Consider the following 24561-nt stretch of genomic DNA (forward strand, 5'->3'; position numbering starts at 1 on the left):
ATGACGACTTCTTCTGTTTCGTCCCGGCAGAGCAGTGCCGCGGTGGAGAATGACGAGATCGATCTGGGGCGCCTGCTGGGTTACCTGATCGATGGCCGTTGGTGGATTGTGACGATCACCGCTCTGTTTATGGTTCTTGGCGTTGCATACGCTCTGTTGGCGACCCCGGTCTTCAAGGCAAACGCCTTGCTGCAGGTGGAGAAAAAAGCCAGTGGTGCTGCGCTGCTCGGGGATATGGCTGATGTATTGGGCGGTGAACAGCCTGATGCCGCTGCCGAGATTGAGCTGCTGACTTCTCGTATGGTGCTTGGCCGTACGGTACAAGAGCTTCACCTCGATACCGTAGTGACTCCTAATTTCTTCCCGCTGATTGGCCGTGGTCTGTCACGGCTGATGGGGCATCCCTATCCCAAGATGGCGGTAAGCCGTTTTGAAGTTGCTCCTGAACTGTTGGATGTACCGATCACATTGACCCTGGGTGAAGACAAGCACTTTACCCTTGAGGTTGAGGGGCGGGTGCTGGAAGGTCAGGTAGGCAAGCTGCTTGAGAAAGAGGATGTCACCCTGCTGTTGTCTGATGTGGCTGCCGATGAGGGGCAGGTCTTCACGCTGGTCAAACAACCGGTACTGGATGTGATTGCCGAGTTGCAGCGTGATCTTCAGGTCAGTGAAAAGGGCAAAAATACCGGGATCATCTCACTGGCGCTGGAAGGGGATGACAAGGGCCGCATTCGTGCGGTGCTCGACAACATCAGCCAGAACTATCTGCAGCAGAATGTGGTACGCAAGACCGAAGAGGCCCAGAAGAGCCTGGATTTCTTGCAGACGCATCTGCCTCAGGTTAAAGAGGAGCTGAATCGTTCTGAAGAGCAGTTAAATGCTTATCGCCAGCAGAATGAGTCGGTCGATCTGTCGCTGGAAGCGAAAGCCGCACTGGATACCATGGTGGGCCTCGAGAAGCAGCTCAACGAGTTGACCTTCCGGGAAGCGGAGTTGCAGCAACTCTATACCCGCCAGCACCCGGCTTACATCGCCCTGATGGAAAAGCGCCAGACCTTGATGAATACCAAAAATGCGATCAACAAGTCGATCAAGCGTCTGCCAAAAACCCAGCAGGAGATTTTGCGTCTGACCCGTGATGTACAGGTCGGTCAGGAGATCTTCGTCCAGCTGCTCAACAAGCAGCAGGAGCTCAATATCATGAAGGCGGGCACCATCGGCAATGTGCGGATCATCGATGATGCCGCTGTTGAAACCCGTGCCGTCAAGCCGAAGAAACCGCTGATCGTGGTACTGGCGACACTGCTGGGTGGCATGTTGTCGGTGGGGTTGATCCTGGTGCGCGCTGCCTTCCACCGTGGTGTGGAAAGCCCGGAACAGTTGGAAGAGATGGGGCTGTCTGTCTATGCCACCATCCCCTATTCCGCTGAGCAGGCCACCATCGAGCAGCAGCAGAAAAAGCGGCGGCAGGTCATGCCTCTCAACGAGGCCTTGCTGGCTGCGCGAAATCCGGCCGATCTGGCGATGGAGTCACTGCGTAGTCTGCGAACCAGCCTCCATTTCGCCATGATGGAAGCCAAAAACAACATAGTGATGATCTCGGGCCCCGGCCCGGGTCTTGGCAAAACCTTCGTGTCGACCAACTTCGCTGCCACGTTGGCTCTGGGCGGCAAGAAGGTGCTGGTTATCGATGCCGACTTGCGCAAAGGCTACATGCAGAAGGTTATGGGGCAGGAGATGGGCGCAGGTCTGAGTGCCTATCTGGCGGGTCAAACAGAGCTGGCACACGTTGTGAGTCAGACCGGGTTTGATGGCCTTGATTTTGTCTGTCGTGGGGCAGTGCCACCCAACCCTTCCGAGCTGTTGATGCACCCTCGTTTCAAAGCGTTGCTGGATTGGGCGAGCGAGCACTACGATTTTGTCATCGTTGACTCCCCTCCCATCCTGGCGGTCACCGATGCGGCCATCGTTGGTCAGCATGTGGGGGCATCCTTGCTGGTTGCCCGCTTCGCCAAGACTGCGGTCAAAGAGGTGGAGGTGGCCATTCGCCGCTTCGAGCAAAACGGGGTCGCTATCAAGGGGATCTTGCTCAACGCGGTCGAGAAGAAGGCGAGCAGTTATTACGGTAACTACGGATATTATCAATACAGTTATGGCAGCAAGGAAAAAGCCTGACATTCTGTTTGGATAACCGCAATAGGTGAATGCAGGGTGCGTCTTCATGGCGCACCTTTTTTATGACCACCATAAAATAGTTTTCGAATGCAACCTGTATTTCAGTGCAATAATAGCGTCCCGATGGTATGCTATATTTGCAATTATCTATGTTTACAATGAGTTACTTAACTTTTTGTGAACATGGCAATGCGCTGGTAAAGGGATATATGGTAATAGCATTGTTGTCATGCCATATTTTCTCCGAGCCACAAGTAGACAATAAACAAGGAAAGATGAAATGAAAAAAACCGCCCTGATTCTGGCTGCTGCCATGGCATTCTCTCATGGTGTGATGGCTGCTGAAGAAGCTGCTGCTGCTACCGCATCCACCGGTTCTGCCGGTGCCGCAGGTGCTGGTGCTGCCAGTGCTGCTGCCATCGGGACTGGCACCATTGTTGCCGTTGGTGTAGGTGCTGCGGTTGTTGCTGGTGTTGCCATTGCAAATGCCAACTCCAACGATGATGCCGGCCGTGGTACCGGAACCACAACCAGTACTCGTTAATATGATATAGGGCTGCTTTGGCAGCCTTATTTTTTTATTTGTCACTGTGGTCACTCTATGTCTTTATCGCGCAATCTTGTTTTTCTTGGTTTGTTATCTCTCACCGGTTGTTCAAATACTGCTTCTGTGACGAGCGAAACTATCAAATATGCCGTATTGGGGGCTGATGATGTGACCGTCAGTGCCGAGCATGTCAATAAACTGCCTTATGCAAGCGCTTATCTGAAAATCGGTGATAACCCGCGGATCTTCGTGGTATTGGCTTATGTCAATGGAGATGAACTCTCCTGGCTGACAGCTGATCGGGTCATGATTATTACCCGCTATGGTCGGGTCATTAAAACTGTCGGTATGGAAAATGACCTGGTCATGAGCGAGAGTGGTTCTGCCGACCCACTGTCGATGGCTGCTACCTCATCTGCCAACTGGAGTGCCTTGTCAGAGTGGGAACAGCGCTATCTCAGCGGCTACCGTCTTGAAGGGAAGATGGTCCGTGCCGGACAGGATGAGCTGGATCTGGTGACGCGCCGAGTTTCAGCTACGCGTTTTGAAGAGACGGTTTCAATGTTCCCGGGGGGGAAATCCTGGACCAACGTTTTCTGGCGAGATCCGGTTAATGGACAGGTAGTAAAAACCCAGCAACATCTCGGCCCTGATCTGCCGGTCATTGAACTCACCATTTTGAAGCCATTCTCGTCATGAAAAAACTGACCCTATCTCTTTTATTGCTGTCCGGTGCTTGCTTCGCGGATACCAGTGTCAGCATTTACTATCAGGGGCATCTTCAAGATCCCATCACCTTGAGTGAAGGGGCACGCCTTGACGCCTTGCTGAGAAACAAGCTGCTGCCATCACCCATCTATTGGCGCTCTGCCCAGATTACGACGCCGGCCCGTCAACATGAGTTTGAGTTCAAGCAAGCGGCGGTGATCCGTGAGTTGGAGAGTCTGGTGAGCATATGGCGTAGCGAAGGTGAGGCTCAACGTGCCTCTTCTGCTACTCGTCTTGCACATCAACTCGAAGGCATCACCGTTACCGGCCGCTTGCCTGTGATAGTTGATCCTGACAATGCCCAGCGCTCCCCGCAGGATAACCCTCGCCTGGAAGGCAACTACCGGTTGTTTGTTGCTGCCCGCCAGCCTCAGGTTGCCATGTTTGGCCTGATGGAGGCACTCCCCACGTTGCCTCTGGTTCCCGGTGCAGGTGTTGATGAATATTGGAAGCGTGATGCGCTGCTGGAGGGGGCCGACTCGGCTCATCTGCTGTTGATCCAGCCAACCGGTGATATCGAGATGGTCCCCGTTGCCGTCTGGAACAAGCTTCATCGTGAACCCATGGCGGGGGCTGCACTGCTGGTTGGGTTTGATCCTGACCTGTTGCCCTCTTCATTTGCCGGAATAAATCAGCGGATCGCCGAGATAATTGCAAACAGGGTGCCTCATTAATGATTCCAAAACTTTCATATATAGCCCTGGCCGTCTCGACCGTTTGTGTTGCTGCACCCGGGGCGAATGATCCCTATGGCCCATCGCAAAGTGATTTCGGTGGGGCAGGTCTGCTGCAGATGCCCAGTGCCAGAATGGCCGCAGAAGGCGAGTTCAGTTTCAACTACATGGATAACGAAGAGTATCGACGCTGGTCGATCTCCATGCAGCCCTTTGACTGGTTTGAGGCCACGCTGCGTTATACCGATGTCAGAACTCGTCTGTATAGCCCTTACGAGCAGTTCAGCGGGGATCAGACTTATAAAGACAAGTCGATGGATTTTAAATTCCGACTTTGGCAAGAGTCTGATTACTTACCCCAAGTATCATTGGGCTTCAGAGACTTGATGGGGACTGGCCTGTTCGATAGCGAGTACGTTGTTGCCAGTAAACGTTATGGCCCGTTTGATTTCACCCTTGGAATGGGCTGGGGGAATATGGCCGAGAGCGGCAATATCAAGAACCCCTTCTGTGAATACAAAGAGAGTTGGTGCCAGCGTAATGATGGTTATGCGGGCAATGGCGGCAAATTTGAGGTCGATAGTCTGTTCCACGGCCCGGCTGCCTTGTTTGGCGGTATCGAGTATCAGACGCCATGGCGCCCTTTGCGTCTGAAGCTGGAATATGACGGTAATGATTACAGCCGCGAGTATGCGGCCCGTAACAGCAAAGGCGGCTATGGAGCCTTGCCGCATAGCTCACCTGTCAACATAGGTGCCGTGTATCGTATTTTCGATAATATGGATACTCATCTCAGTTATCAGCGTGGCAATACCCTGATGTGGGGTATTACTATGCGCACCAACTTTAATGAGTTGCAGCAGGCCCATCTGGATGAGCCTCGGCCCGAGTATCAACCGGAAAAGAGTCCGGCCCAACTGGATGAGGTCGATTGGGCTGCACTCAGTGCGCAGACGAAAAGCAATGCCGGATATCGTGATTTGGTCTGGTATGGCACGGAAGATCGTGTTTTTGTCAGCGGTGAGCAGCTGAAGTATCGCAAGCCAGATGAAGCCGAAGCTCGAATGTCATTGTTGGCCGCGAATGCGTTGCCCGCTTCCGTTCACTCTCTGCATATCGTTGAGCAGAAGAAAGGGCTCGATATCCGTGAGACTGTAGTGGACATGGACTCTGTACGGTTGGCAAACAGTGACCTCCCATTGGGACAAGAGACTACTTATAAGTCGGATGTCATCGCAGCCAATGCACCGTCGGCACCAGTTCGTCATGAAAGTCGCAGCTCGGCGCTGAGTTACAGCGTGGATCCGGTGCTGAACCAGTCTGTTGGGGGGCCGGAGTCTTTCTACATGTATCAGCTTGGTCTCAACTTCAATGGTGATTGGCGGGTGACCGAGAAGAACTGGCTGGGGGGCACGGTATTTGTGAACCTGGCCGATAACTACGACAAGTTCAATTACAAGAATCCACCGCTGGACGGGGATGCTTTGCCCAGGGTGAGAACCTGGATCCGGGAATATGTCAGCTCCTCCGATGTATTGCTTAACAACCTGCAAGCGACCCATTTCGAGCAGTTCTCACCTGAGTGGTATGGTCAGGCTTATGCCGGTTATCTGGAGATGATGTACGCCGGTGGTGGTGCCGAACTGCTGTATCGTCCTTTTGGTCGTTCATGGGCGATTGCGGCTGATGTGAGCTGGGTCAAGCAACGGGATTGGAACAATACCTTGCGGATGGCCGATTACGATGTGGCAACAGGCCATGTGACCGGTTATTGGCAACTGCCCTATGTTGATGATGTGACTGCCCAGCTCTCTATTGGCCGTTATCTGGCAGGGGATGTCGGGGCGACACTGGATCTGTCCAAACGCTTCTCATCCGGCGTTGTGGCAGGGGTGTTTGCAACGCTGACCGATGTGTCTGCTGATGAGTATGGAGAGGGGAGTTTTACTAAAGGTATCTATGTGACGATTCCCTTCGACTTGATGCTGCTGCGCCCGACAACCAGCAAAGGCTCGATTGGCTGGATGCCATTGACCAGAGATGGGGGCCAGATGCTGGCCAGAAAATACAGTCTTTACAGTTTGAGTAGCAACGCATCATTTCCTGACTAATTAATGCTATAGCTTGAGTAAAGCGCTCTGAATATGGTTGTATGAAACACCATTTTTTCAGAGCGCTTTTTTTATGCCTACATTTCCGTCCACCGGGTCATCAGTGCTATCAACCCATCGGGAAAAGCGAGTATTTTTTCTCTTTTGGGGGATAAGCATACTTTGGCTGGGACTTGGAATGCATTTTTTTATGCATAACCCGGGTGGGGCAGGTCTCTATCTTCCTTTCAACGCATGGGGATGGATATTTGCTTCTTTGATGATCTGTCTGGGGTTGTGGCATATCACGTTGAAAGGCGAATTGGTATCCAGCAGGCTCTTGCAAGTTTGGGGGGGCGCGATTGTATTGATGCTGCTACCCATGGCGTGGTCTGACGCCACCTTGCGTGATTACGCACTTCCTCGCCTCGGTGGTCTTGTCGGCGGCGGATTATTTCTCTTCTCGCTCTATCAGTTCCGTCTTGCACCGAAGGCGCGTCAACAGCTATTGACGCTTATGCTGGTCGCGATAGCTATCGAAATGACCTTGGGCCTGGTGCAGTATTACCTGCTAACACCGGGCAATTGGCTTGGCTATGACACCAAAGCAAACCGTCCCTATGGTATTTTTCAGCAACCCAATGTGATGGCCAGTTTTATGGCCACCGGTTTGTCTCTGGCTGCTTGGCTAAATACCCTCAACCAACATCGATGGCTGAAGGCACTTCAGGGTTATGTGATCGTTGGTTCAGTGGTGTTGCTGATTGTTCTTCAATCCAGAGTTGGGCAATTGGGTGGAATATTGGCTTTGCTGATTATGCTTCCCTGGTTGAAGAGAAACCACGCTTTGAAGGTGACTCTTTCATGTGTCTTATTGGGCGTGCTGTTCGGACTCGCATCTTTGTATGGTGTGGAAGGGGTCAAGCGGGGTCTTTCTGTCTATCAGTCGGGGGGATATCGTACGATTTATTGGTCGTATGCATTGCACCTGCTGTCACAACATCCCTTTACCGGATGGGGGTATGGTTCTTTCGAATCTGTATTCCTGCATAACTATATGGCAGATAAGTTATTGAATCCGGCAATGCCACAGATTGAGTACAACCTTGATCATCCTCATAATGAGTTGCTCTATTGGGCTGTTGAAGGCGGTATCTTGCCTGTCATCGGGCTCTTGGTGATGGGGGCCGCTGTGATATGGCGTGTAGCGGGTCAATCCTGGTCGCATGGATTGGCCTTATTGGCATTAGTCGTACCCATTACACTTCATACCCAGGTCGAATATCCCCTCTATCACTCCATTGCTCACTGGATTTTTTTATTGATGTTGGTCTGGTATATCGATGAAACCTGTGGGGCAGACGCTGCCAGAGGGATAGCCGTATACCGTTACCCCCATAAGTTGTTGTTACGCTTTCTGGCGGTTTCCATCCCCTTGTTTATCGTACCATTCATGTTGACTGCGCTTCATACTGCCTGGGTCGTCACCAAATACGAACGGGGTGGGTATAAGGAGCCATCATTGTTGCTGGATATTATTAATCCAATGGCTTGGTTGACGCGGGTTGAGTTTGATGTAAATGCGGTACGATTGATGGTGGGTTTACAGACTCAGAATAAGACCGAACTGGAAGCTTACCTGGCATGGGGGCAAGATTTTGTACGCCATACACCCAGAGCCAATATCTACGCGAATATGGTTGTTGCATTGAATGCGTTGGGGCGCCCTGACGAGGCTCGTAATTTAAGAGCCGAAGCGCTCCGTTGGTATCCAAAAGAACCATTGCTGATTGAGGCAACCTCTAAACCAATGGTCAGTGGTGTGGATACGTTACCTACTGGAGCAGCCAACTAAGGCGTGGAAAATGGGATATGAGGCAATCATAGCGGCTTGTCTCTATCCCGTTATAGCTGTAGGAATGAACCTGTGGTTTCCGTGCAAGAGGTAAGTTGGAGGGGAAATGCATCTTTAGTCGCACGCCTTTTTTATGTTCATTGGGTTGTTTTTAACTTGTTGTTTTTAAATGGTTTTAATCCCTGGTGCGATTGATTGGGTAATATGACGCATGGTCTTAATCTGCTCATGATGCGAGCAGGCATCGTTCTATTTTTTTATGCAGGTATTGCTCAGGAATCGTTTGACGCACTAGTTGCATTTTCTGAAAAATGTTGATGGCAATTACCCTGAACCTCATATTAATAGTTTCAGATGTGTATGTTCGATTTGGTGGTGATATCAAAAGAGATGTCTAGGCGAGATAGGTTTAATGGGTGAAAGCGTGAGTTTGTTGGCAAGTTTATTTTCATATTCTTTCCAAGTATCCCCTGATAGTAAAAATTGCATGTAGTTATGAATTGTCCATGCTATTCTGAAACAGTTATCCCTGTAACCGACTTTTTTGTGAGGAAATAATGAACGAGTTTCTGAAAGTTCTGCTGAACATTCGCAGTTTGCGTGCGGCTATTCGTGAGCTGCCGTTTGAGCAACTGCTGGAAGCTAAAGAGAAGTTTGACCTGGTTTACCAAGAGCGCGCCGATTCTGTTGAACAGGAGCGTGCTGAACAGGAAGAGCGTCAGCGCAAGCTGAATGAATTCACCGAGATGCTGCAGCAGGCTGGTATTGATCCTCGCGAGCTGCTGGCGACTGCTGCTGCTCCGGCTGCTGCGACTGGCGCTGCCAAGAGCAAGCGTGCTCCGCGTCCGGCTAAATACAAGTACGAAGAAGATGGCCAGGAAAAAACCTGGACCGGTCAAGGCCGTATGCCGAAAGCCATTGCTGCTCAAGTAGCACTGGGTAAAGACCTGAACGATTTCCTGATCTAATTCGTCAGGTTCAGAGATTGAATAATGCCGCCCTTGGGCGGCATTATTTTTTGCCGTTTTACTCGTTGCTATCCAATCCGCCACTTCACCCCACTGTTATCTACATCCTCGCTTGTATCCTTTTTACCGTCGTTTTACTTCACTGTTACTTTACTCAATATCACTCGTTGCTTGCGATTAATTTTGTCGTGCAGGATTAACTGCGTGATATCGCTATTTGTATAGGTCGTGCAGATATGCGCTTCGGATATGTCGCTCATGATTCACGGGGTGCCGCTCGGTAAGAGCCGAGCTCTCTGCTGATGGAATATCCGGTAACCGTTATCTCTGGTCAGGGAGCGTGAGGGATAGAGATAGCCGCAAGGTATGGCCGGGATATTCTGGGTCACCGATGCATGTAATTGGCTGCGCTGCCATAACAGCCCCTGATAATGGGCAATGGAGTTCGGTTACCATGTGGGAGAGGGAATTCTGTGCGGTCGATGATGATGGCATTCCCCACTCTGCCGGCAGAGTGGGGAATGCCCAGGTGAAGCGCTATCGGGGCGTCACGCTATCGCTGCCACCCAGGGCGCGATAGATTTTGGCGGCGGTGGTGAGCTGCTCTTTTTGCTGGGCCAACAGGCTCTGCTGGGCATCCCATAGCCGGTTCTGCTCATCAAGCCAGGCTTGCACGCCGGTCGCGCCCGCCTGGAAGCGAGCCTTGGCCAGTCGTTCTGCCTCCTGGGCATAACTCAGCTGCTCTTGCAGATAATCGAGTCGCTGCTGGCCATAGTGGCGGGCGGCCAGATTGTCTTCCACCTCCACCAGTGCGGTGTAGAGCTGTTTGCGAAACTCGGTTTCAGCAATCCGGTAATCCAGCTCTGAGCTTTCGATGGCAAGCTGGGTGCGGTTGTATTCAAGGAAGGGGAGGGCGAGGCTGGCTCCCAGCCTACCAACTGGATTTTGCAGCACCTGCGCCAATCTATCGGATGCGGTGCTGGCACTGCCGGTCAGGGTCAGGCTGGGGTAGAAGCTGGTGCGGATCTCGTCCCCTTTTGCCAGCGTCTTGCGCAGCCGCAATTCGGCCGCTTTGACGTCGGGGCGGCGTGCCAGCACATCAGCCGGAATACCCACCGCAAGTTCAGGAATGGTCTGCTTTGCAAGGGAAGCGGGTGCATACTCCAGCGGCCCGCTGCTGCGGCCCAGCAACAGACGCAGGGCATTGCGAGCTTGCTCCTGCTGCGCCTTGAGGGAGGCCAGCTCGGCCTGTTTGCCTGCCAGTTGTTGGCGTGCTTGCGCCAGATCGAGCCGGGTGATGGCGCCAGCCCGGTATTTGGTCTGGGTCAGTTGCTCGGTTCGGGTCAGGTTGGCCAGCTGCTGTTCTCCGAGTGCGATGGCAGAGCCGAGATAGCCGAGCTGCCAATACTGCTCCAGAGTATTGCCGATCAGCAGCAGTCGGGTGCTGGCGAGATCCTGCTCGCTTGCTGCCGCTTCCCAGCTTGCCTGATCTCGCACCGAGGCAAGCTTGCCCCACAAATCTACTTCGTAACTGAGGCTCAGCGAGGGACCCAGACTGTTGGTGCCTTTGCCGGTTTTCAGATCCTTGTTGCCACTGGCTGCGAGAGTGCCATTGACCGAGGGGGTGAGGTTGGTATCGGCCTGCTCGGCGCCCAGTCTGGCGCTTTTGAGCTTGAGGGCCGCCACATGCATGTCCGGGTTGGCGGTCAGTACCGCCTCGACCAGTTTGTCGAGTTGGGGATCATGAAATTCCTGCCACCATTGGCCTGCCTGCGCAGCCAGTTGGGCGCCCTCTGCTTGTTGCCATGTGGGGGCGATCGCCAGTTCGGGTCTTTGATAGGTGCTGTGCTGACTGCAGCCGCTGAGGGCCATGCAGAGAGCCAGCCAGGAGAGTTTGTGCATTGTTATTCCCTCGCCAGTGCGACAACAGGGTCGAGCCGCGCCGCATTGCGTGCCGGCAGGTAACCAAACAGGATCCCGATGAGTGACGAGCAGCCAAAGGCCATCAGGATGGAGAAGAGCGAGAACTGCATCTTGATGGAGTCCACCAGCAGTGAAAAGAGCGCACCAATGCCTAGCGAGAGGCCGACGCCGAAGATCCCCCCCAGCAGGCTCACCATCACAGCCTCAATCAGGAATTGCTGCAGAATATCCGACTGGCGGGCACCCACGGCCATGCGAATACCGATCTCGCGGGTGCGCTCCACCACCGACACCAGCATGATGTTCATCACGCCCACCCCGCCGACGATCAGCGAGATCACAGCGATGGCCGAGACCATCAGGGTCATGGTGGCGGTGGTTTTCTCCACCGATTTGATGATGCTGTCGCTGCTGAAGGTGAAGAAATCCTTCACCCCGTGGCGCTTGGTGATCAGCTCGATCACCGCCTGCTCGGCCAGTGCCGGTTGTACCCCGTCTTTGACCCGGATGGTGATCTGGCTGAAGTGGTGCTGCGAGATGAGACGACTCATCACCGCGCTGTAGGGCAGCCAGATATTGACCGACTGGCTGGTGGGGCCGAAGCCGGTCTCCTGCGAAACCACACCGACAATCCGCACCGGCAAGGTGCCGACCAGTACCACCTTGCCGACCGGCTCCTCCTTGCCAAGCAGGCTGGTGATGCTCTTCTTGTCCACCACGGCAACAGCGGCACGCTGCTGGATATCCTGCCACTCCAGTAAGCGACCACTGACCAGCGTCATCCCCTTCACCTTGAAATAGTCGTTACCAACCCCGGTCACGTTACCGCTGTTGGTCTTGTTGCGATAGCGCAACTGGCCGGAGCTGCCGATCTCGGGGCTGGCGCCCGCAAGATAGGGTTGCCCCAACAGGGCATCGAGATCCCCCTTGTTGAGGGTCTGGATGCTGGCCATCTTCTCATCGCCCCATCCTTTACCCGGGAAGATTTCGATGGTGTTGGTGCCCATCGCATTGATCTGGTCGATCACTTTAGCGCGCGCCCCCTGACCAAGAGCGACCACGCTCACCACTGCGGCGATACCGATGATGATGCCGAGCATGGTGAGGAAGGTGCGCATCCGGTGGGCGAGCATGGCATGGATCGCCATCCGTCCCGCTTCCCGATAACGATCCCAGTCGTGACCCATGGCGCCTTTAGTGGGAGCTATTTTTTGAGCGGCTACAGCGGTGGCTGGGGCCAACACGGCCGTTTGGCTGGGGCCGCTATCTTGTTCAATCCGACCATCTTTGAGAGTGATGATACGGTCGGCATGGCTGGCCACGTTCATATCGTGGGTGACCAGAATGATGGTGTGGCCCTGAGCGTGCAGCTCCTTGAGGATCGCCATCACCTCCTTGCCGCTCTGGCTATCCAGTGCGCCGGTCGGTTCATCGGCGAGGATCACTTCGCCGCCATTGGCCAGCGCCCGGGCGATACTGACCCGCTGCTGCTGACCGCCGGAGAGCTGGCCCGGGGTATGGTGACTGCGATCGGCCAGCCCCAGTCTACTCAGCAGCTGACGCGCGCGCGCCTGGCGATCCGGGCGGCTGGTACCGGCATAGACGGCGGGGATCTCCACGTTGGCGGCGGCATCGAGATGGGGCAGCAGGTGGTAGCGCTGAAAGATAAAGCCGAAGTGGTGGCAGCGCAGCCGGGCCAGCGCCAACGCATCCATGGTGGCGGTGTCCTGACCGCGAAACAGATACTGGCCGCTGCTCGGGCTATCGAGACAACCCAGCAGGTTCATCAGGGTCGACTTACCGGAGCCGGACGCGCCGACAATGGCGATCATCTCTCCTGCCGTGATGGTTAGGTCAAGAGGGTGGAGCACGGTGACTTCGCTGTCGCCGCTCTGGTAGCGTCGCTCGACCCCTTTCAGCTGGATCAACGGCAGCTGGTTCAGGGGCTCACTCATAGCATCACCGCCATCTCATCATTGTCGGCGGGGGCTCCGTGATTGAGCTGCACCTCCTCCTTCTCACTCAGCCCGCTGATCACCTCAATGCGGATCTCGTCCTTCATACCTGTCTTGATATGACGGGTTTCGGTCGTCTCATCGTCCTTGATCACGGTGACTTCATACTCGTTGTCACCCAGCGACTTGCCGAGGGCTGTTTGCGGCACAGTGAGCACCTGCTTGCGCTCGCCGAGCACAATGGTCACCTGGGTGGTCATTGCGACCCGCAGGGTATGGTCGGGATTGGGCACATCGAACAGGGCGTAGTAGTAGACAGCCGCATTGTTGGTGGTGGTGCCTGTGGTGGCCTGATCGTTGATGTTGGTAGGCGCTAACTCCACGGCGCGAAGGGTACCCTGATAGCTGGTATCCGGATCGCCAATGAGGGTGAAGTAGACTGGCATGCCGGCTTTGACCTTGGTGACATCAGCTTCGGAGATCTGAGCCTTGACTGTCATGGTCTCGAGGTTGGCCAGCTTGAGCACGGTCGGCACCGTCTGGCTGGCAGCCAGGGTCTGGCCCTGACGGGTCACAATGCTGATGACGGTGCCATCCATCGGCGCCAGGATCTTGGTGTAGCCCAGCTCGGTCTTGGCCCGATCAACCTTGATCAGGGCGTTGTCGATATTGGCCTGACTGTTTTGCAGTTCGGCGCGGGTGACCGCCAGCAGTGCCTCGGCACTCTCCAGATCGGCCCGTGAGCTCGCCTCCTGCTTGAACATCTGCTGCTGGCGCCGCCAGGCGAGCTCGTTCTGTTTGAGTTGTGCCTGCTTGATCTTGAGCTGGGCGCGGTTGCTGGCAAGCTCCGCCTCGGCCGTCTTGAGGTTGTTCTGGGCAATCAGGGGATCAATCTCGGCCAGCAGGTCTCCCTGCTTGACCTGATCTCCGGCCTCGACGGCCAGCTTGGTAACCTGACCGGAGACCTGGGCCCCCACATCCACCTGCTCTACGGCCTGCAGCACACCACTGGCCAGCACGGTTTGGGCAATATCCTCGCGGGTCACCTGAGCGGTCAGCATCGCCTTGGGTGGTTGACTGGGCCAGAGCAGCCAGCCGAGGAGTACCACGGCGATCAGCATGGTGATGGCCAGGGTTCTCTGCTTGGGGGTTATGTTCATCGATCACCTGAATGGAAACGGGAAAGGTTGTGCGCGGCGAATATCCTGCAGCAAAGCCCTGATAAATAACAGCCGCAAATATGTAAGCAAAGTTATGGCGTTAACTGTCAATAATCCGTGAAAGGAGTAAGCGAGAGACCGCAGTGATGAGCAAGATGGTCAGCAAGAGGATAGGAGTGCCGCTGGCGGTGGCGATGAAAAAGCCCTGCGCAGAGGCAGGGCTTTGGAATAGGTGATGGCGAGGGAGGATCAGGCCTTGGCCAGCAGATCCATCACCCAGGGCAGACCCTGCTTCTTGCGGCTGACAAAGCCTGGGTGGTAGCTGGACTCTGCCGGTACTTTCGGGTGTGCAGTAAAGTAGATGCGGCTGGCTGCGGCCGTCAGGTCAGTCACCATCAGCACGAAGAAGTCGAGCCCTTCGCTCGCCACGCGCTGGGCCATCTCCTGCTGCAGGGCTGGCAGGTGCTCGGCCAGCTGCTGCTCGCTGCCCACTTCGATCTGGCTCATGATGAAGTTCAGACCTTCGGCCTGGAATGCTTTCTCATCCTGCTGCAGCAACTGCGCAGGAGTGAGACCGCTCAGGTCGGTTTTTGCCATCAGCAGCTGTTGACCAAACTCGGCCAGCGACACCTCGGCCAGCGGCGCAAGACGCTCGCAGGCGATCTTGTCCTGCTCGGTGGTGGTTGGCGAGGTGAGACAGAGGGTGTCGCTCATGATGGCACCCAGCATCAGGCGAGCCTGGCTGCGGGTTACAGTGCCTTGCTGGCTCAGCAGATCGAAGGCGATGGTGCAGGTGCAACCGACGGCCCGGATCCAGGCATCCAGCGGAGACTGGGTGACCAGGGTACCGAGACGGTGGTGATCCACCAGACCCAATACATTGGCTTGTGCCAGTGTGGCAGGGCCCTGTTCCAGATCACTGAAATCCACCAGCCAGACATCTTCACCGGTCAAATCTTTGGTCAGCAACTCGGGTTCGCTGACGCCTGCCTGCTCCAGAATAAAACGGGTTTCGGTGCGCAGGTCACCCAGACGCCATGGGGTGGCCTGACGGCCCTGGCCATTGAGCCAGTCGGTGATAACCAGCGCACTGCAGATACTGTCGCTATCAGGATTCTTGTGACCAAAAACGTGGATCATAGACAAAGCCTCACAATTGGATACCCATAAAGGGGGGAAACACTATGCGAAATCCGCCACATGAAGGCAACCGGATCCACGCCCATGTTGCTGCCAGCTTCGCCTAACTCGCCATTTTATTGATCTGGGTCGGTAATCCTGACGCGAGTTCGGTTCTCACAGTTGGCTATTGGCTATTGGCTATTGGCTATTGGCTATTGGCTATTGGCTATTGGCTATTGCTGACTGTGCAGGCTATGGCACTCGTTCGTGCCTGCGCAGTCAGCATGTTCTGTCAGCGTTATCAGTCGCCATCGCTGCAAATGGGCTTTATTGCCTGATTCAGCGACGCAGCAGCTCGCGGGCATTGGCCAAGGTGTTGTCGGTGATCTGGTCGCCACCGAGCAGGCGTGCCAGCTCGTTGAGACGGGCTGTCTCATCAAGGGCGCTCATTTGGGTTTCGGTGGTTTTGCCATCGGTATGCTTGCTCACCACCATATGCTGGTGGCCGTTGCCTGCCACCTGAGGCAAGTGAGTGACCACCATCACCTGAGTGGACTCCCCGAGCTGGCGTAGCAGGCGACCGACCACGGCGGCAGTTGGGCCGCTGATCCCGACATCCACTTCGTCGAAAATCAGGGTCGGGGTTGAGACCTTGCGAGCACTGATCACCACGATGGCAAGGCTGATACGTGACAGCTCACCGCCTGAGGCTACCTTGCCAAGCGGCTGGATCGGTTGGCCCGGGTTGGTGGTGACCATAAATTCCACCCGATCTATACCCAGCGGAGAGAGGCTGCTATGGGCATCGGGTCGTACCTCGATGGCAAAACGGCCATCGGGCATCGCCAGTTCGTGCATGCTACTGGTCACCTTGGCGCCCAGCTCCTGGGCGTAACGCTGACGGCTCTGGCTCAGGGCCTCGGCGGCCTGGACAAAAGCCTGACGAGCCTCGGCCAGCTCATCCTCCATCCCCTCTAACCGCTCCTCATCGGAGTTGAGGCGGGCGAGATCAGAGGCCAACTCCTGATGGTACTGAGCCAGATCTGCCGGTTTGACATGGTGCTTGCGGGCCAGATTGATCGCCTTGGAGAGGCGGGCTTCCAGCTCGTTAAAACGCTCGGGATCCAGCTCCAGCCGATCGAGGTAGCTGCGCAGCTCGCTGTGGCTCTCCTGCACCCCGATCAGGGCTTCGTTCAGCATCTCCAGTACCGGACTGAGGCGGCTGTCCATGCTGACCAGCCCCTCGGCCCGATCGACGGCTGATTGCAGCAGGCCAGCGATAGTGGTCTCTTCGTTGTCATAGAGCAGATCGAGGCAAGCCCCGCACTCCTGCATCAGCTCGGTGCCGTTGGCCAGACGCTGGTGCTCCTCTTCTATCTCTTCGAACTCCCCCGGTTGCAGGGCAAATTCGTCCAGCTCCTGCACCTGATACTCGATAAGCTGGCGACGGGCCTCCCGCTGCTGCTGCTCGGCCTTGAGCCGGTTCAGTTCGTTTTGCAGTTGGCGCCACTGCTGATAGTGCTGGCGCACCTCGTCGAGCAGCAGATGGTGACCGGCATAGCCGTCGAGCAGGGCGAGCTGGTAGTCCGGTTTTAGCAGCATCTGGTGGGCATGTTGACCGTGTACGTTGACCAGCAACTGGCCCAGATTCTTGAGCTGGGTGAGGGGGACAGGCACGCCGTTGATATAGCTGCGTGAGCGCCCCTCGGCGGAGATGACTCGCCGTACGATACACTCACCTTCATTTTCCAGCTCGTTGGTGGCGAGCCAAGCGCGGGCGGCCGGGTTGTTGTCCAGCAGGAAGCGGGCGCTGACCTCGCTTTTGTCGCTATCGGGTCGCACCATGCCGGCTTCGGCCCGCTCGCCGAGGCAGAGACCGAGAGCATCGATGGCGATGGATTTACCGGCGCCGGTCTCACCGGTGATGCAGGTCATGCCCGGTTGCAGATCGAGTTCGAGAAACTTGACGATGGCGAAGTTGTTGACGGTCAGCTGGGTCAGCATGGTCTCATCCTGTATAGGTCAACATTACTGTGTATGCATCCAGTATATACTGGTCTTATATACAGTAAAGAGGGCGCCGTCATTTTTAACACAGGAAAGCCGCGCCAGTGTGGTATCGCAATGAAAATGCGGTACTGACTATTGGTACGCGGTACGGGTATGAGAGTGCAGGCGACGTTGCCACGACAGAAAAGAGAAGGGCGCCAATTCAGGCGCCCTCTCTGGCAATGCCGTTGTCGGTCAGCGCCGATTAAAACAGCTTGCTGCCCCAGCCGAGCTTGTTGCGCAGCACGTGGAAGTAGCTGTAGTCGAGCGGATGCACCAGATGAAGCTGATGGTGGCTCTTCTTGATAAGGATCTCGTCCCCCGGGTGGACCGCCAGGGTCACCTGACCGTCACAGCTGACCTGCATGGCATCGTCCTGATTGTCAGGCGAGACCAGCAGCCGCACTTCACTGTCGGCATCGAGCACGATGGGGCGACTGCTCAGGGTATGCGGGAACATCGGCACCAGCGTGATGGCGTTGAGCTTGGGGGTGAGGATGGCGCCACCTGCCGACAGGGAGTAGGCGGTGGAGCCGGTCGGGGTGGCCACTATGATGCCGTCCGAGCGCTGGCTATACATAAAGCTGCCATCGATATAGACCTCGAACTCGATCATGTGGGCGATCTTGCCCGGGTGCAGCACTGCTTCATTCACCGCCAGATTGCTCGACTTGCGCTCGCCGTGGCGATAGACCGAGGCCTCAAGCAGGAAGCGGTGTTCGCTCTTGTAGTGGCCGGAGAGCACCTGCTCCAATGGCAGCAGGTAATCCTGCGGCGAGAGATCGGTCAGAAAGCCGAGGTTACCCCGGTTGACCCCGATCACTGCTACATCGAAGCGTGACAGCACTCGCGCCGCCCCCAGCATGTTGCCGTCACCGCCGACCACGATGGCGAGGTCGGCCTGCTGGCCCAGTTGTACCAGGTCCATCACGTTTTCATCGAGGATGCTCAGGGTCTGGGCGACCCGGCTCTCCACCAGTACCCGAAAGCCGCGGGCGGTCAGGTATTGATGCAGGCCGGTCAGCGTCTGGTTGGCCCCCTCATGGTGGGGTTTGCCAATCAGGGCGATGGTTTTGAACGGAGAATCCATAGTCAGTCAGATCTGGGATGGGTATTGCGGGCCAGTATACAGTGCTTTGCTCCGCTTGTGACGCTCTCCCGTGTGACGGGGCCGGCTATCCCCTTGAGGCTACTGGTTAAACGGTGAGCGGTAACCCGGATAAACCGACGGTTGCGGCTATTCAGCAACCCAGATTGCCCTTTACCCCTTGAAAGCCGGGGATGCATCCCCATAATAGCGCCAACATAGTCGGTCTGTTGTCGTCCGGTCGCTCAACCAGACGTCAGGGCCCTCATAAGTAACCCCGGAATTGGAGATGTCATGAACCACGAAGAGCAAAAGGTTGAAGCGATGGAGCAAGTGGAAGCCCAGCCAGTCGAGCCGACCGATGTAGACAGTGAAGTGACAGCCGAGCAGGCCCGCATTGCCGAACTGGAAGCGCAGCTGGAAACCGCCATCCAAAAAGCGGCGGAAGAGCGTGAACGCGCCCTGCGTACCGCCGCCGAGATGGAGAACCTGCGCCGTCGTACCGAGCTGGATGTGGAGAAGGCGCATAAATTCGCTCTGGAGAAGTTCGCCAATGAACTGCTGCCGGTGCTGGACAACCTTGAGCGTGCCATCGAACTGGCCGACAAGGAGAACGAAGCCCTCAAGCCGATGATCGAAGGTGTCGAGCTGACCCTGAAATCCATGCAGAGCGGCGTGGCCAAGTTTGGTCTGGTGGCGCTCGACCCGATCAACCAGCCGTTTGACCCCAACGCCCATCAGGCGATGAGCATGGTACCGAGTGCCGATGTGGCGCCGAACACCGTGATCGCCGTAATGCAGAAGGGCTATGACCTCAACGGTCGGGTGATCCGTCCTGCCATGGTGATGATCGCCAAAGCGGTCGACTGATTGGCTGTGGGTGCCCGAGCCCGCCCTGTGGCGGGCTTTTTGTTTCGCAGTGCAGCACCTGTTCATCTTGCCCGGTTTACGGCTCAACGTGACCGCGCAACCATGACAAAGGGTGTGGTTTTTTAGGGTTGGGGCTTGAAGCTGCGTCTGGCGACCCCATATAGGGTGCAAGGCCGCGGCGGCACAAAAAATTTGATGCCGGGAGCTTGAAAGCCAGATTGGCAGCCCCCACCTAGCCGTTAACGCATTAAGGCGAGTTCCTCGCCAGTTTATTCAAAGTATTTGGAGATTCGTCAAATGGGTAAAATCATCGGTATTGACCTGGGTACTACCAACTCCTGCGTCGCTATTCTGGATGGCGACACTGCTCGCGTGATCGAGAACGCAGAAGGCGATCGTACTACTCCGTCCATCATTGCCTATGCCGATGATGGCGAGATCCTGGTTGGTCAGCCGGCCAAGCGTCAGGCCATCACCAACCCGAAAAACACCCTGTTCGCCATCAAGCGTCTGATCGGTCGTCGTTTTGAAGATGAAGAAGTGCAGCGTGACCTGAAAATCATGCCGTACGCCATCGCCAAAGCTGACAACGGCGATGCTTGGGTTGAAGTGAAGGGCAAGAAAATGGCACCGCCGCAGATCTCTGCCGAAGTGCTGAAAAAGATGAAAAAGACCGCCGAAGACTATCTGGGTGAGCCGGTAACCGAAGCAGTCATCACTGTTCCGGCCTACTTCAACGACGCCCAGCGTCAGGCTACCAAGGATGCCGGTCGCATCGCCGGTCTGGATGTAAAGCGCATCATCAACGAACCGACTGCTGCTGCATTCGCTTACGGCGTGAACAAGGTCAAGGGCGAGCGCAAGGTTGCCGTATATGACCTGGGTGGCGGTACTTTCGATATCTCCATCATCGAGATCGACGAGGTGGAAGGCGAAACCACCTTCGAAGTACTGGCGACCAACGGTAACACCCACCTGGGTGGTGAAGACTTCGACAACCGCGTCATCAACTATCTGGTAGACGAGTTCAAGCGTGAGCAGGGCATCGACCTGCGTAACGACCAGCTGGCTCTGCAGCGTCTGAAAGATGCCGCCGAGAAAGCCAAGATCGAGCTCTCTTCTGCCCAGCAGACCGACGTCAACCTGCCGTACATCACTGCAGATGCCACCGGTCCGAAGCACATGAACATCAAGGTGACCCGCGCCAAGCTGGAATCCCTGGTAGAAGACATGGTGAAAGACTCTCTGGAGCCGGTTCGTGTCGCCCTGAAAGACTCCGGTCTGGCAGTTGGCGAGATCGACGACGTGATCCTGGTTGGTGGTCAGACCCGTATGCCGCTGGTTCAGAAGACCGTTGCCGAGTTCTTTGGCAAAGAGCCGCGTAAAGACGTCAACCCGGACGAAGCCGTGGCCATGGGTGCTGCCATCCAGGGGGCCGTACTGTCCGGTGACAAGACCGACGTACTGCTGCTGGACGTCACCCCGCTCTCCCTGGGTATCGAAACCATGGGCAGCGTGATGACTGCGCTGATCGAGAAGAACACCACTATCCCGACCAAGAAGTCCCAGGTGTTCTCCACTGCCGAAGACAACCAGTCTGCCGTGACCATTCACGTGCTGCAGGGTGAGCGCAAGCGCGCCAGCGACAACAAGTCTCTGGGCCAGTTCAACCTGGAAGGCATCCGTCCGGCACCGCGTGGTCTGCCGCAGATCGAAGTGACCTTCGACATCGATGCCAACGGTATCCTGCACGTCTCTGCGAAAGACAAAGAGACCAACAAAGAGCAGAAGATCACCATCCAGGCCTCCTCTGGTCTGTCTGATGACGAGATCGAGCGCATGGTACGCGAAGCCGAAGCCAATGCGGCCGAGGACAAGAAGTTTGAAGAGCTGGTACAGGCTCGCAACCAGGCTGATGGTCTGGTCCACTCCGTACGCAAGCAGATCACCGAAGCCGGTGAAGCCCTGCCTGCCGACGACAAGACCAAGATCGAAGCCGCTCTGAGCGAGCTGGAAGCGGCCATCAAGGGTGACGACAAGGCTGCTATCGAAGCCAAACAGCAGGCTCTGCTGGAAGCGTCCCAGAAGCTGATGGAAATTGCCCAGCAGCAGGCTCAGGCCCAGGGTGCAGCCGGTGCTGATGCCGGTCAGTCCTCCTCTTCTGCCAAGGCTGACGACGACGTAGTCGACGCCGAGTTCGAAGAAGTGAAAGACGACAAGAAGTAAGCCCTACCCAGATGGGCGGAGTCCGCTTCGCCCATCGGCTTGGTCAATGAATTCACGGGCGTTGGGTAACCAACGCCCGTCTGCGTAACCACAGGATGAGTATGTCGAAGCGCGATTTCTACGAAGTACTGGGTGTGGCGAAAGATGCCGACGATCGCGAGATCAAGAAGGCGTACAAGCGCCTGGCCATGAAGTATCACCCTGATCGTAACCAGGGTGATGCCGCATCCGAAGAGAAGTTCAAAGAGGTCAAGGAAGCCTACGAGGTCCTGACCGATGCCAACCTGCGTGCCCGTTACGACCAGTACGGCCATGCCGGTGTCGACCCGAGCCAGGGTGGCGGTGGCCACGGTGGCTTTGGCGGCGGTGCCGACTTCGCCGACATGTTTGGTGACGTATTCGGTGACATCTTCGGCGGTGGCCGTGGTGGTGCCCGTCGTGGCCCGGCCCGTGGCTCCGACCTGCGTTACACCATGGAGCTGACGCTGGAAGAGGCGGTACGCGGGGTCTCCAAGGAGATCAAGGTGCCGACTCTGGTTCACTGTGAAGTCTGTAACGGCTCCGGTGCCCATACCGGCAGCAGTGCCCAGACTTGCCCGACCTGCCACGGCTCCGGCCAGGTGCAGATGCGTCAGGGCTTCTTTGCGGTGCAGCAGGCGTGTCCGCACTGTCACGGCCGCGGCAAGATCATCAAGGATCCGTGCCGCAAGTGCCACGGTGAAGGTCGCTACCAGCGCACCAAGACCCTGTCGGTGAAAATTCCGGCGGGCGTCGATACCGGCGATCGCATCCGTCTCTCCGGCGAAGGGGAAGCGGGGGAAGCGGGAGCTCCGGCAGGGGATCTCTACGTACAGGTGCACGTCAAAGAGCACGAGATCTTCGTGCGTGACGGCAACAACCTCTACTGCGAAGTGCCCATCAGCTTCACCGCAGCTGCCCTGGGTGGCGAGATTGAAGTGCCGACCCTGGATGGCCGCGTCAAGCTCAAGGTCACTCCGGAGACCCAGACCGGCAAAATGTTCCGCATGCGCGGCAAGGGCGTCAAGTCAGTGCGCTCCGGCCAGGTAGGGGATCTGATGTGCAAGGTGGTGATCGAGACGCCGGTCAATCTCACCGAGCAGCAGAAAGAGCTGTTGCGCCAGCTGGACGAGTCGTTCAGCGGTGCCGCTGCCAAGACCCACAAGCCGAAATCGGAAGGCTTCTTCGAAGGGGTGAAACGCTTCTTCGACGATCTGACCAGCTGATTTCAGCCACCCGAATAAACAGAGCCGGCCTTGTGCCGGCTCTTTTTTTGCCCGCCGTTTAGCCAGGATCCGCCTTATTGAGTGGATCCTGATGAGGGATCCTCCTCACAACTCCCGCCAATTCCTGCTGTACAAATGTTATCCCGCTCACACCGTTGCTGAAACGGTTTAGTTGTCATATTGAGTTGGCTAAATTGGTTTAGCTATGCTCTGTCTGTCGATAACAACAGCGCCCGACCGGGCCACAGATGACAGGTGAGGAAGATGATGATGTTCAAGAGCAAGTTGGCGCTGGCGGTAGCGCTGGGATTGGGGATGAGCAGCCCGCTGTGGGCGGCGCAGGCGAGTGTTGCAGGTGAGAGTGTCGAGGCCAGGCTGGCGGCGCTGGAGGCGCGGGTACAGGCGGCTGAAGCGAGAGCCGAGGCAGCAGAGAGCCGTGCCAGTCAGGCGGAAGTGAAGGCGAGTGCGGCCAGCGAGCAGGCGCAGGTGGCCAACAACCGCAGCCAGAAGGTGGATGAGAAGACCGCTGGTGCCCAGGGCTTCGAGTTTCACGGCTATGCCCGCTCGGGCCTGTTGGTCAACAGCAATGGCAACGGTGGGCGCGGCGGCCCCTACATCACGCCAGCCGGTTCGGTGGGTGGGGCCGTAGGTCGCCTTGGCAACGAGGATGACACCTACATGGAGGCCAACCTGCTGAAAACCCAGACCTTCGAGGATGGCAGCTGGGCCCGCTACAAGCTGATGCTGGCAGACGGGGTGGAGACCAGCAACGACTGGACCGCCAGCGATTCGAGCCTCAATACTCGTCAGGTGTTTGCCGAGATCGGCAATCTGGCGAGCTTCGACGGCCCCTTCAAGAATGCGGTGCTGTGGGCGGGCAAGCGCTTTGATCGGGACAACTTTGACATCCACTGGCTCGATTCCGACGTGGTGTTCCTGGCCGGTACCGGCGGCGGCGTCTACGACGTGCAGCTGGCCGATAGCTGGAAGGCCAACTTCTCCCTCTATGGCCGCGATTACGGCGACATCAGCGCCAGCGGTCTCTCCGATATCGAGAGCTACATCCTCACCATGAACAACCGCGTCGGTAACTGGCAGTGGATGGTGAACGGTCTCTCGGCCAAGGACAATGACGCCCGCATCAATGACAAGGGGGCGGGCAGCGAGGCGGCGGACAAGGGGGCACACACCCTGCTGGCCTATCACGGCGAGAGCTTCTTTGGCCTCAACCCCGGTTTTGCCAAGGCGGCGGTGCTGTACGGTCATGGGCTGGGGGCCGAGGTCAAGGGGCTGGGCTCTGACAGCGAACTGCTGCCGGACGCCGATGCGGTGCGGGTCGCCGTGTTTGGCGCCACCGATCTTAATCCGCGCTGGCGTTTTGCCCCGGCCCTGCTGGCCGAGCAGAGTCAGGATCGCTACGTGAAAGGAGACGAGTACCGCTGGCTCACCTTCAATACCCGGGTGGCGCAGGTGCTGAGCCAGAACGTCGAGCTGGTCTACGAGGCAGCCTGGCAGTACATGGATCTCGACCCCAAGGGCTACAAGGGACGCCAGGCGGTGAACGGCAACTTCACCAAGCTCACCTTCGCCCCCACCTTCAAGGCGCAGACCGCCGGATTCTTCGAGCGGCCCGAGCTTAGGGTATTCGCCAGCTGGATGGACTGGTCCTCCGAGCTCGACAACTACGCCAGCGACGATGCCATGGGTCAGAGCAACTTCACCGCCGGTGGCGAGTGGAACTTTGGCGTACAGATGGAAACCTGGTTCTAGTTCGTTATCCCGATCACAAAAATGGCAGCCGGTGCCGAGATCTGTTGGTTGGCTAAAACGGTTTAGCTGATAATGCCA

The 24561-nt window shown here is 56.5% G+C and carries 17 protein-coding genes; 11 read left to right on the top strand and 6 right to left on the bottom strand.

The window, feature by feature from the left end:
- The 7 genes from AB5Y71_RS14900 (at position 1) to AB5Y71_RS14930 (ending at position 9077) form a co-directional block, all read left to right on the top strand.
- Positions 1–2175: a polysaccharide biosynthesis tyrosine autokinase gene (locus tag AB5Y71_RS14900; RefSeq protein WP_368171905.1), complete on the top strand. Its 2175-nt coding sequence runs from the start codon at positions 1–3 to the stop codon at positions 2173–2175.
- A gap of 280 nt (positions 2176–2455) precedes the next feature.
- The gene (locus tag AB5Y71_RS14905; protein WP_042080343.1) at positions 2456–2719 is read left to right on the top strand and encodes a hypothetical protein; all 264 of its coding nucleotides are present in this window, start codon (positions 2456–2458) and stop codon (positions 2717–2719) included.
- A gap of 57 nt (positions 2720–2776) precedes the next feature.
- Complete coding sequence (locus AB5Y71_RS14910; protein WP_368171906.1) at positions 2777–3421, top strand: YjbF family lipoprotein; 645 nt, start codon at positions 2777–2779, stop codon at positions 3419–3421.
- Entirely contained in the window at positions 3418–4164 is a 747-nt protein-coding gene (locus tag AB5Y71_RS14915; protein ID WP_368171907.1) for a capsule biosynthesis GfcC family protein, read from the top strand. The genes AB5Y71_RS14910 and AB5Y71_RS14915 overlap by 4 nt, the downstream gene beginning before the upstream one ends.
- Positions 4164–6275, top strand: a complete 2112-nt coding sequence (locus AB5Y71_RS14920; RefSeq protein ID WP_368171908.1) for a YjbH domain-containing protein — start codon at positions 4164–4166, stop codon at positions 6273–6275. Before AB5Y71_RS14915 ends, AB5Y71_RS14920 begins: the two co-directional genes overlap by 1 nt.
- 178 nt (positions 6276–6453) lie before the next feature.
- Positions 6454–8109: a Wzy polymerase domain-containing protein gene (locus AB5Y71_RS14925; RefSeq protein ID WP_368171909.1), complete on the top strand. Its 1656-nt coding sequence runs from the start codon at positions 6454–6456 to the stop codon at positions 8107–8109.
- A gap of 557 nt (positions 8110–8666) precedes the next feature.
- A complete protein-coding gene (locus tag AB5Y71_RS14930; RefSeq protein WP_005344269.1) occupies positions 8667–9077 on the top strand; it encodes an H-NS family nucleoid-associated regulatory protein in 411 nt (136 codons plus the stop codon).
- 537 nt (positions 9078–9614) lie between these two features.
- On the opposite strand, the gene AB5Y71_RS14935 is transcribed toward AB5Y71_RS14930, so the two are convergent.
- The 6 genes from AB5Y71_RS14935 to nadK all read right to left on the bottom strand — a co-directional run bounded on the left by AB5Y71_RS14935 (position 9615) and on the right by nadK (position 18376).
- Positions 9615–10979: an efflux transporter outer membrane subunit gene (locus AB5Y71_RS14935; RefSeq protein ID WP_368171910.1), complete on the bottom strand. Its 1365-nt coding sequence runs from the start codon at positions 10977–10979 to the stop codon at positions 9615–9617.
- Positions 10980–10981: 2 nt separating this feature from the next.
- Complete coding sequence (locus AB5Y71_RS14940) at positions 10982–12955, bottom strand: MacB family efflux pump subunit (protein WP_368171911.1); 1974 nt, start codon at positions 12953–12955, stop codon at positions 10982–10984.
- Positions 12952–14115: a macrolide transporter subunit MacA gene (macA, locus tag AB5Y71_RS14945; protein WP_368171912.1), complete on the bottom strand. Its 1164-nt coding sequence runs from the start codon at positions 14113–14115 to the stop codon at positions 12952–12954. The genes AB5Y71_RS14940 and macA overlap by 4 nt, the downstream gene beginning before the upstream one ends.
- A gap of 249 nt (positions 14116–14364) precedes the next feature.
- A complete protein-coding gene (locus AB5Y71_RS14950) occupies positions 14365–15255 on the bottom strand; it encodes a manganese-dependent inorganic pyrophosphatase (RefSeq protein ID WP_335832770.1) in 891 nt (296 codons plus the stop codon).
- A gap of 321 nt (positions 15256–15576) precedes the next feature.
- A complete protein-coding gene (recN, locus tag AB5Y71_RS14955) occupies positions 15577–17241 on the bottom strand; it encodes a DNA repair protein RecN (RefSeq protein ID WP_368171913.1) in 1665 nt (554 codons plus the stop codon).
- A 250-nt stretch (positions 17242–17491) separates the two neighbouring features.
- Positions 17492–18376: an NAD(+) kinase gene (gene nadK / locus AB5Y71_RS14960; RefSeq protein ID WP_005338038.1), complete on the bottom strand. Its 885-nt coding sequence runs from the start codon at positions 18374–18376 to the stop codon at positions 17492–17494.
- A gap of 291 nt (positions 18377–18667) precedes the next feature.
- Here nadK and grpE point away from each other — a divergent pair, with 291 nt between their 5' ends.
- The 4 genes from grpE (at position 18668) to AB5Y71_RS14980 (ending at position 24483) form a co-directional block, all read left to right on the top strand.
- Positions 18668–19243 carry a nucleotide exchange factor GrpE gene (gene grpE, locus AB5Y71_RS14965; protein WP_005338036.1) on the top strand — a complete coding sequence of 192 codons (576 nt, stop codon included), beginning with the start codon at positions 18668–18670 and terminating at the stop codon, positions 19241–19243.
- 297 nt (positions 19244–19540) lie between these two features.
- A complete protein-coding gene (gene dnaK, locus AB5Y71_RS14970; RefSeq protein WP_005338034.1) occupies positions 19541–21469 on the top strand; it encodes a molecular chaperone DnaK in 1929 nt (642 codons plus the stop codon).
- A gap of 101 nt (positions 21470–21570) precedes the next feature.
- Positions 21571–22713, top strand: coding sequence for a molecular chaperone DnaJ (dnaJ, locus tag AB5Y71_RS14975; RefSeq protein ID WP_005338032.1), 1143 nt, complete (start codon positions 21571–21573; stop codon positions 22711–22713).
- 264 nt (positions 22714–22977) lie between these two features.
- Positions 22978–24483, top strand: a complete 1506-nt coding sequence (locus tag AB5Y71_RS14980) for a carbohydrate porin (RefSeq protein ID WP_368171914.1) — start codon at positions 22978–22980, stop codon at positions 24481–24483.
- Positions 24484–24561: the final 78 nt, after the last annotated feature.

The sequence above is a fragment of the Aeromonas sp. R9-2 genome, from assembly GCF_040908025.1.
Classification (GTDB): Bacteria; Pseudomonadota; Gammaproteobacteria; order Enterobacterales; family Aeromonadaceae; genus Aeromonas; species Aeromonas veronii.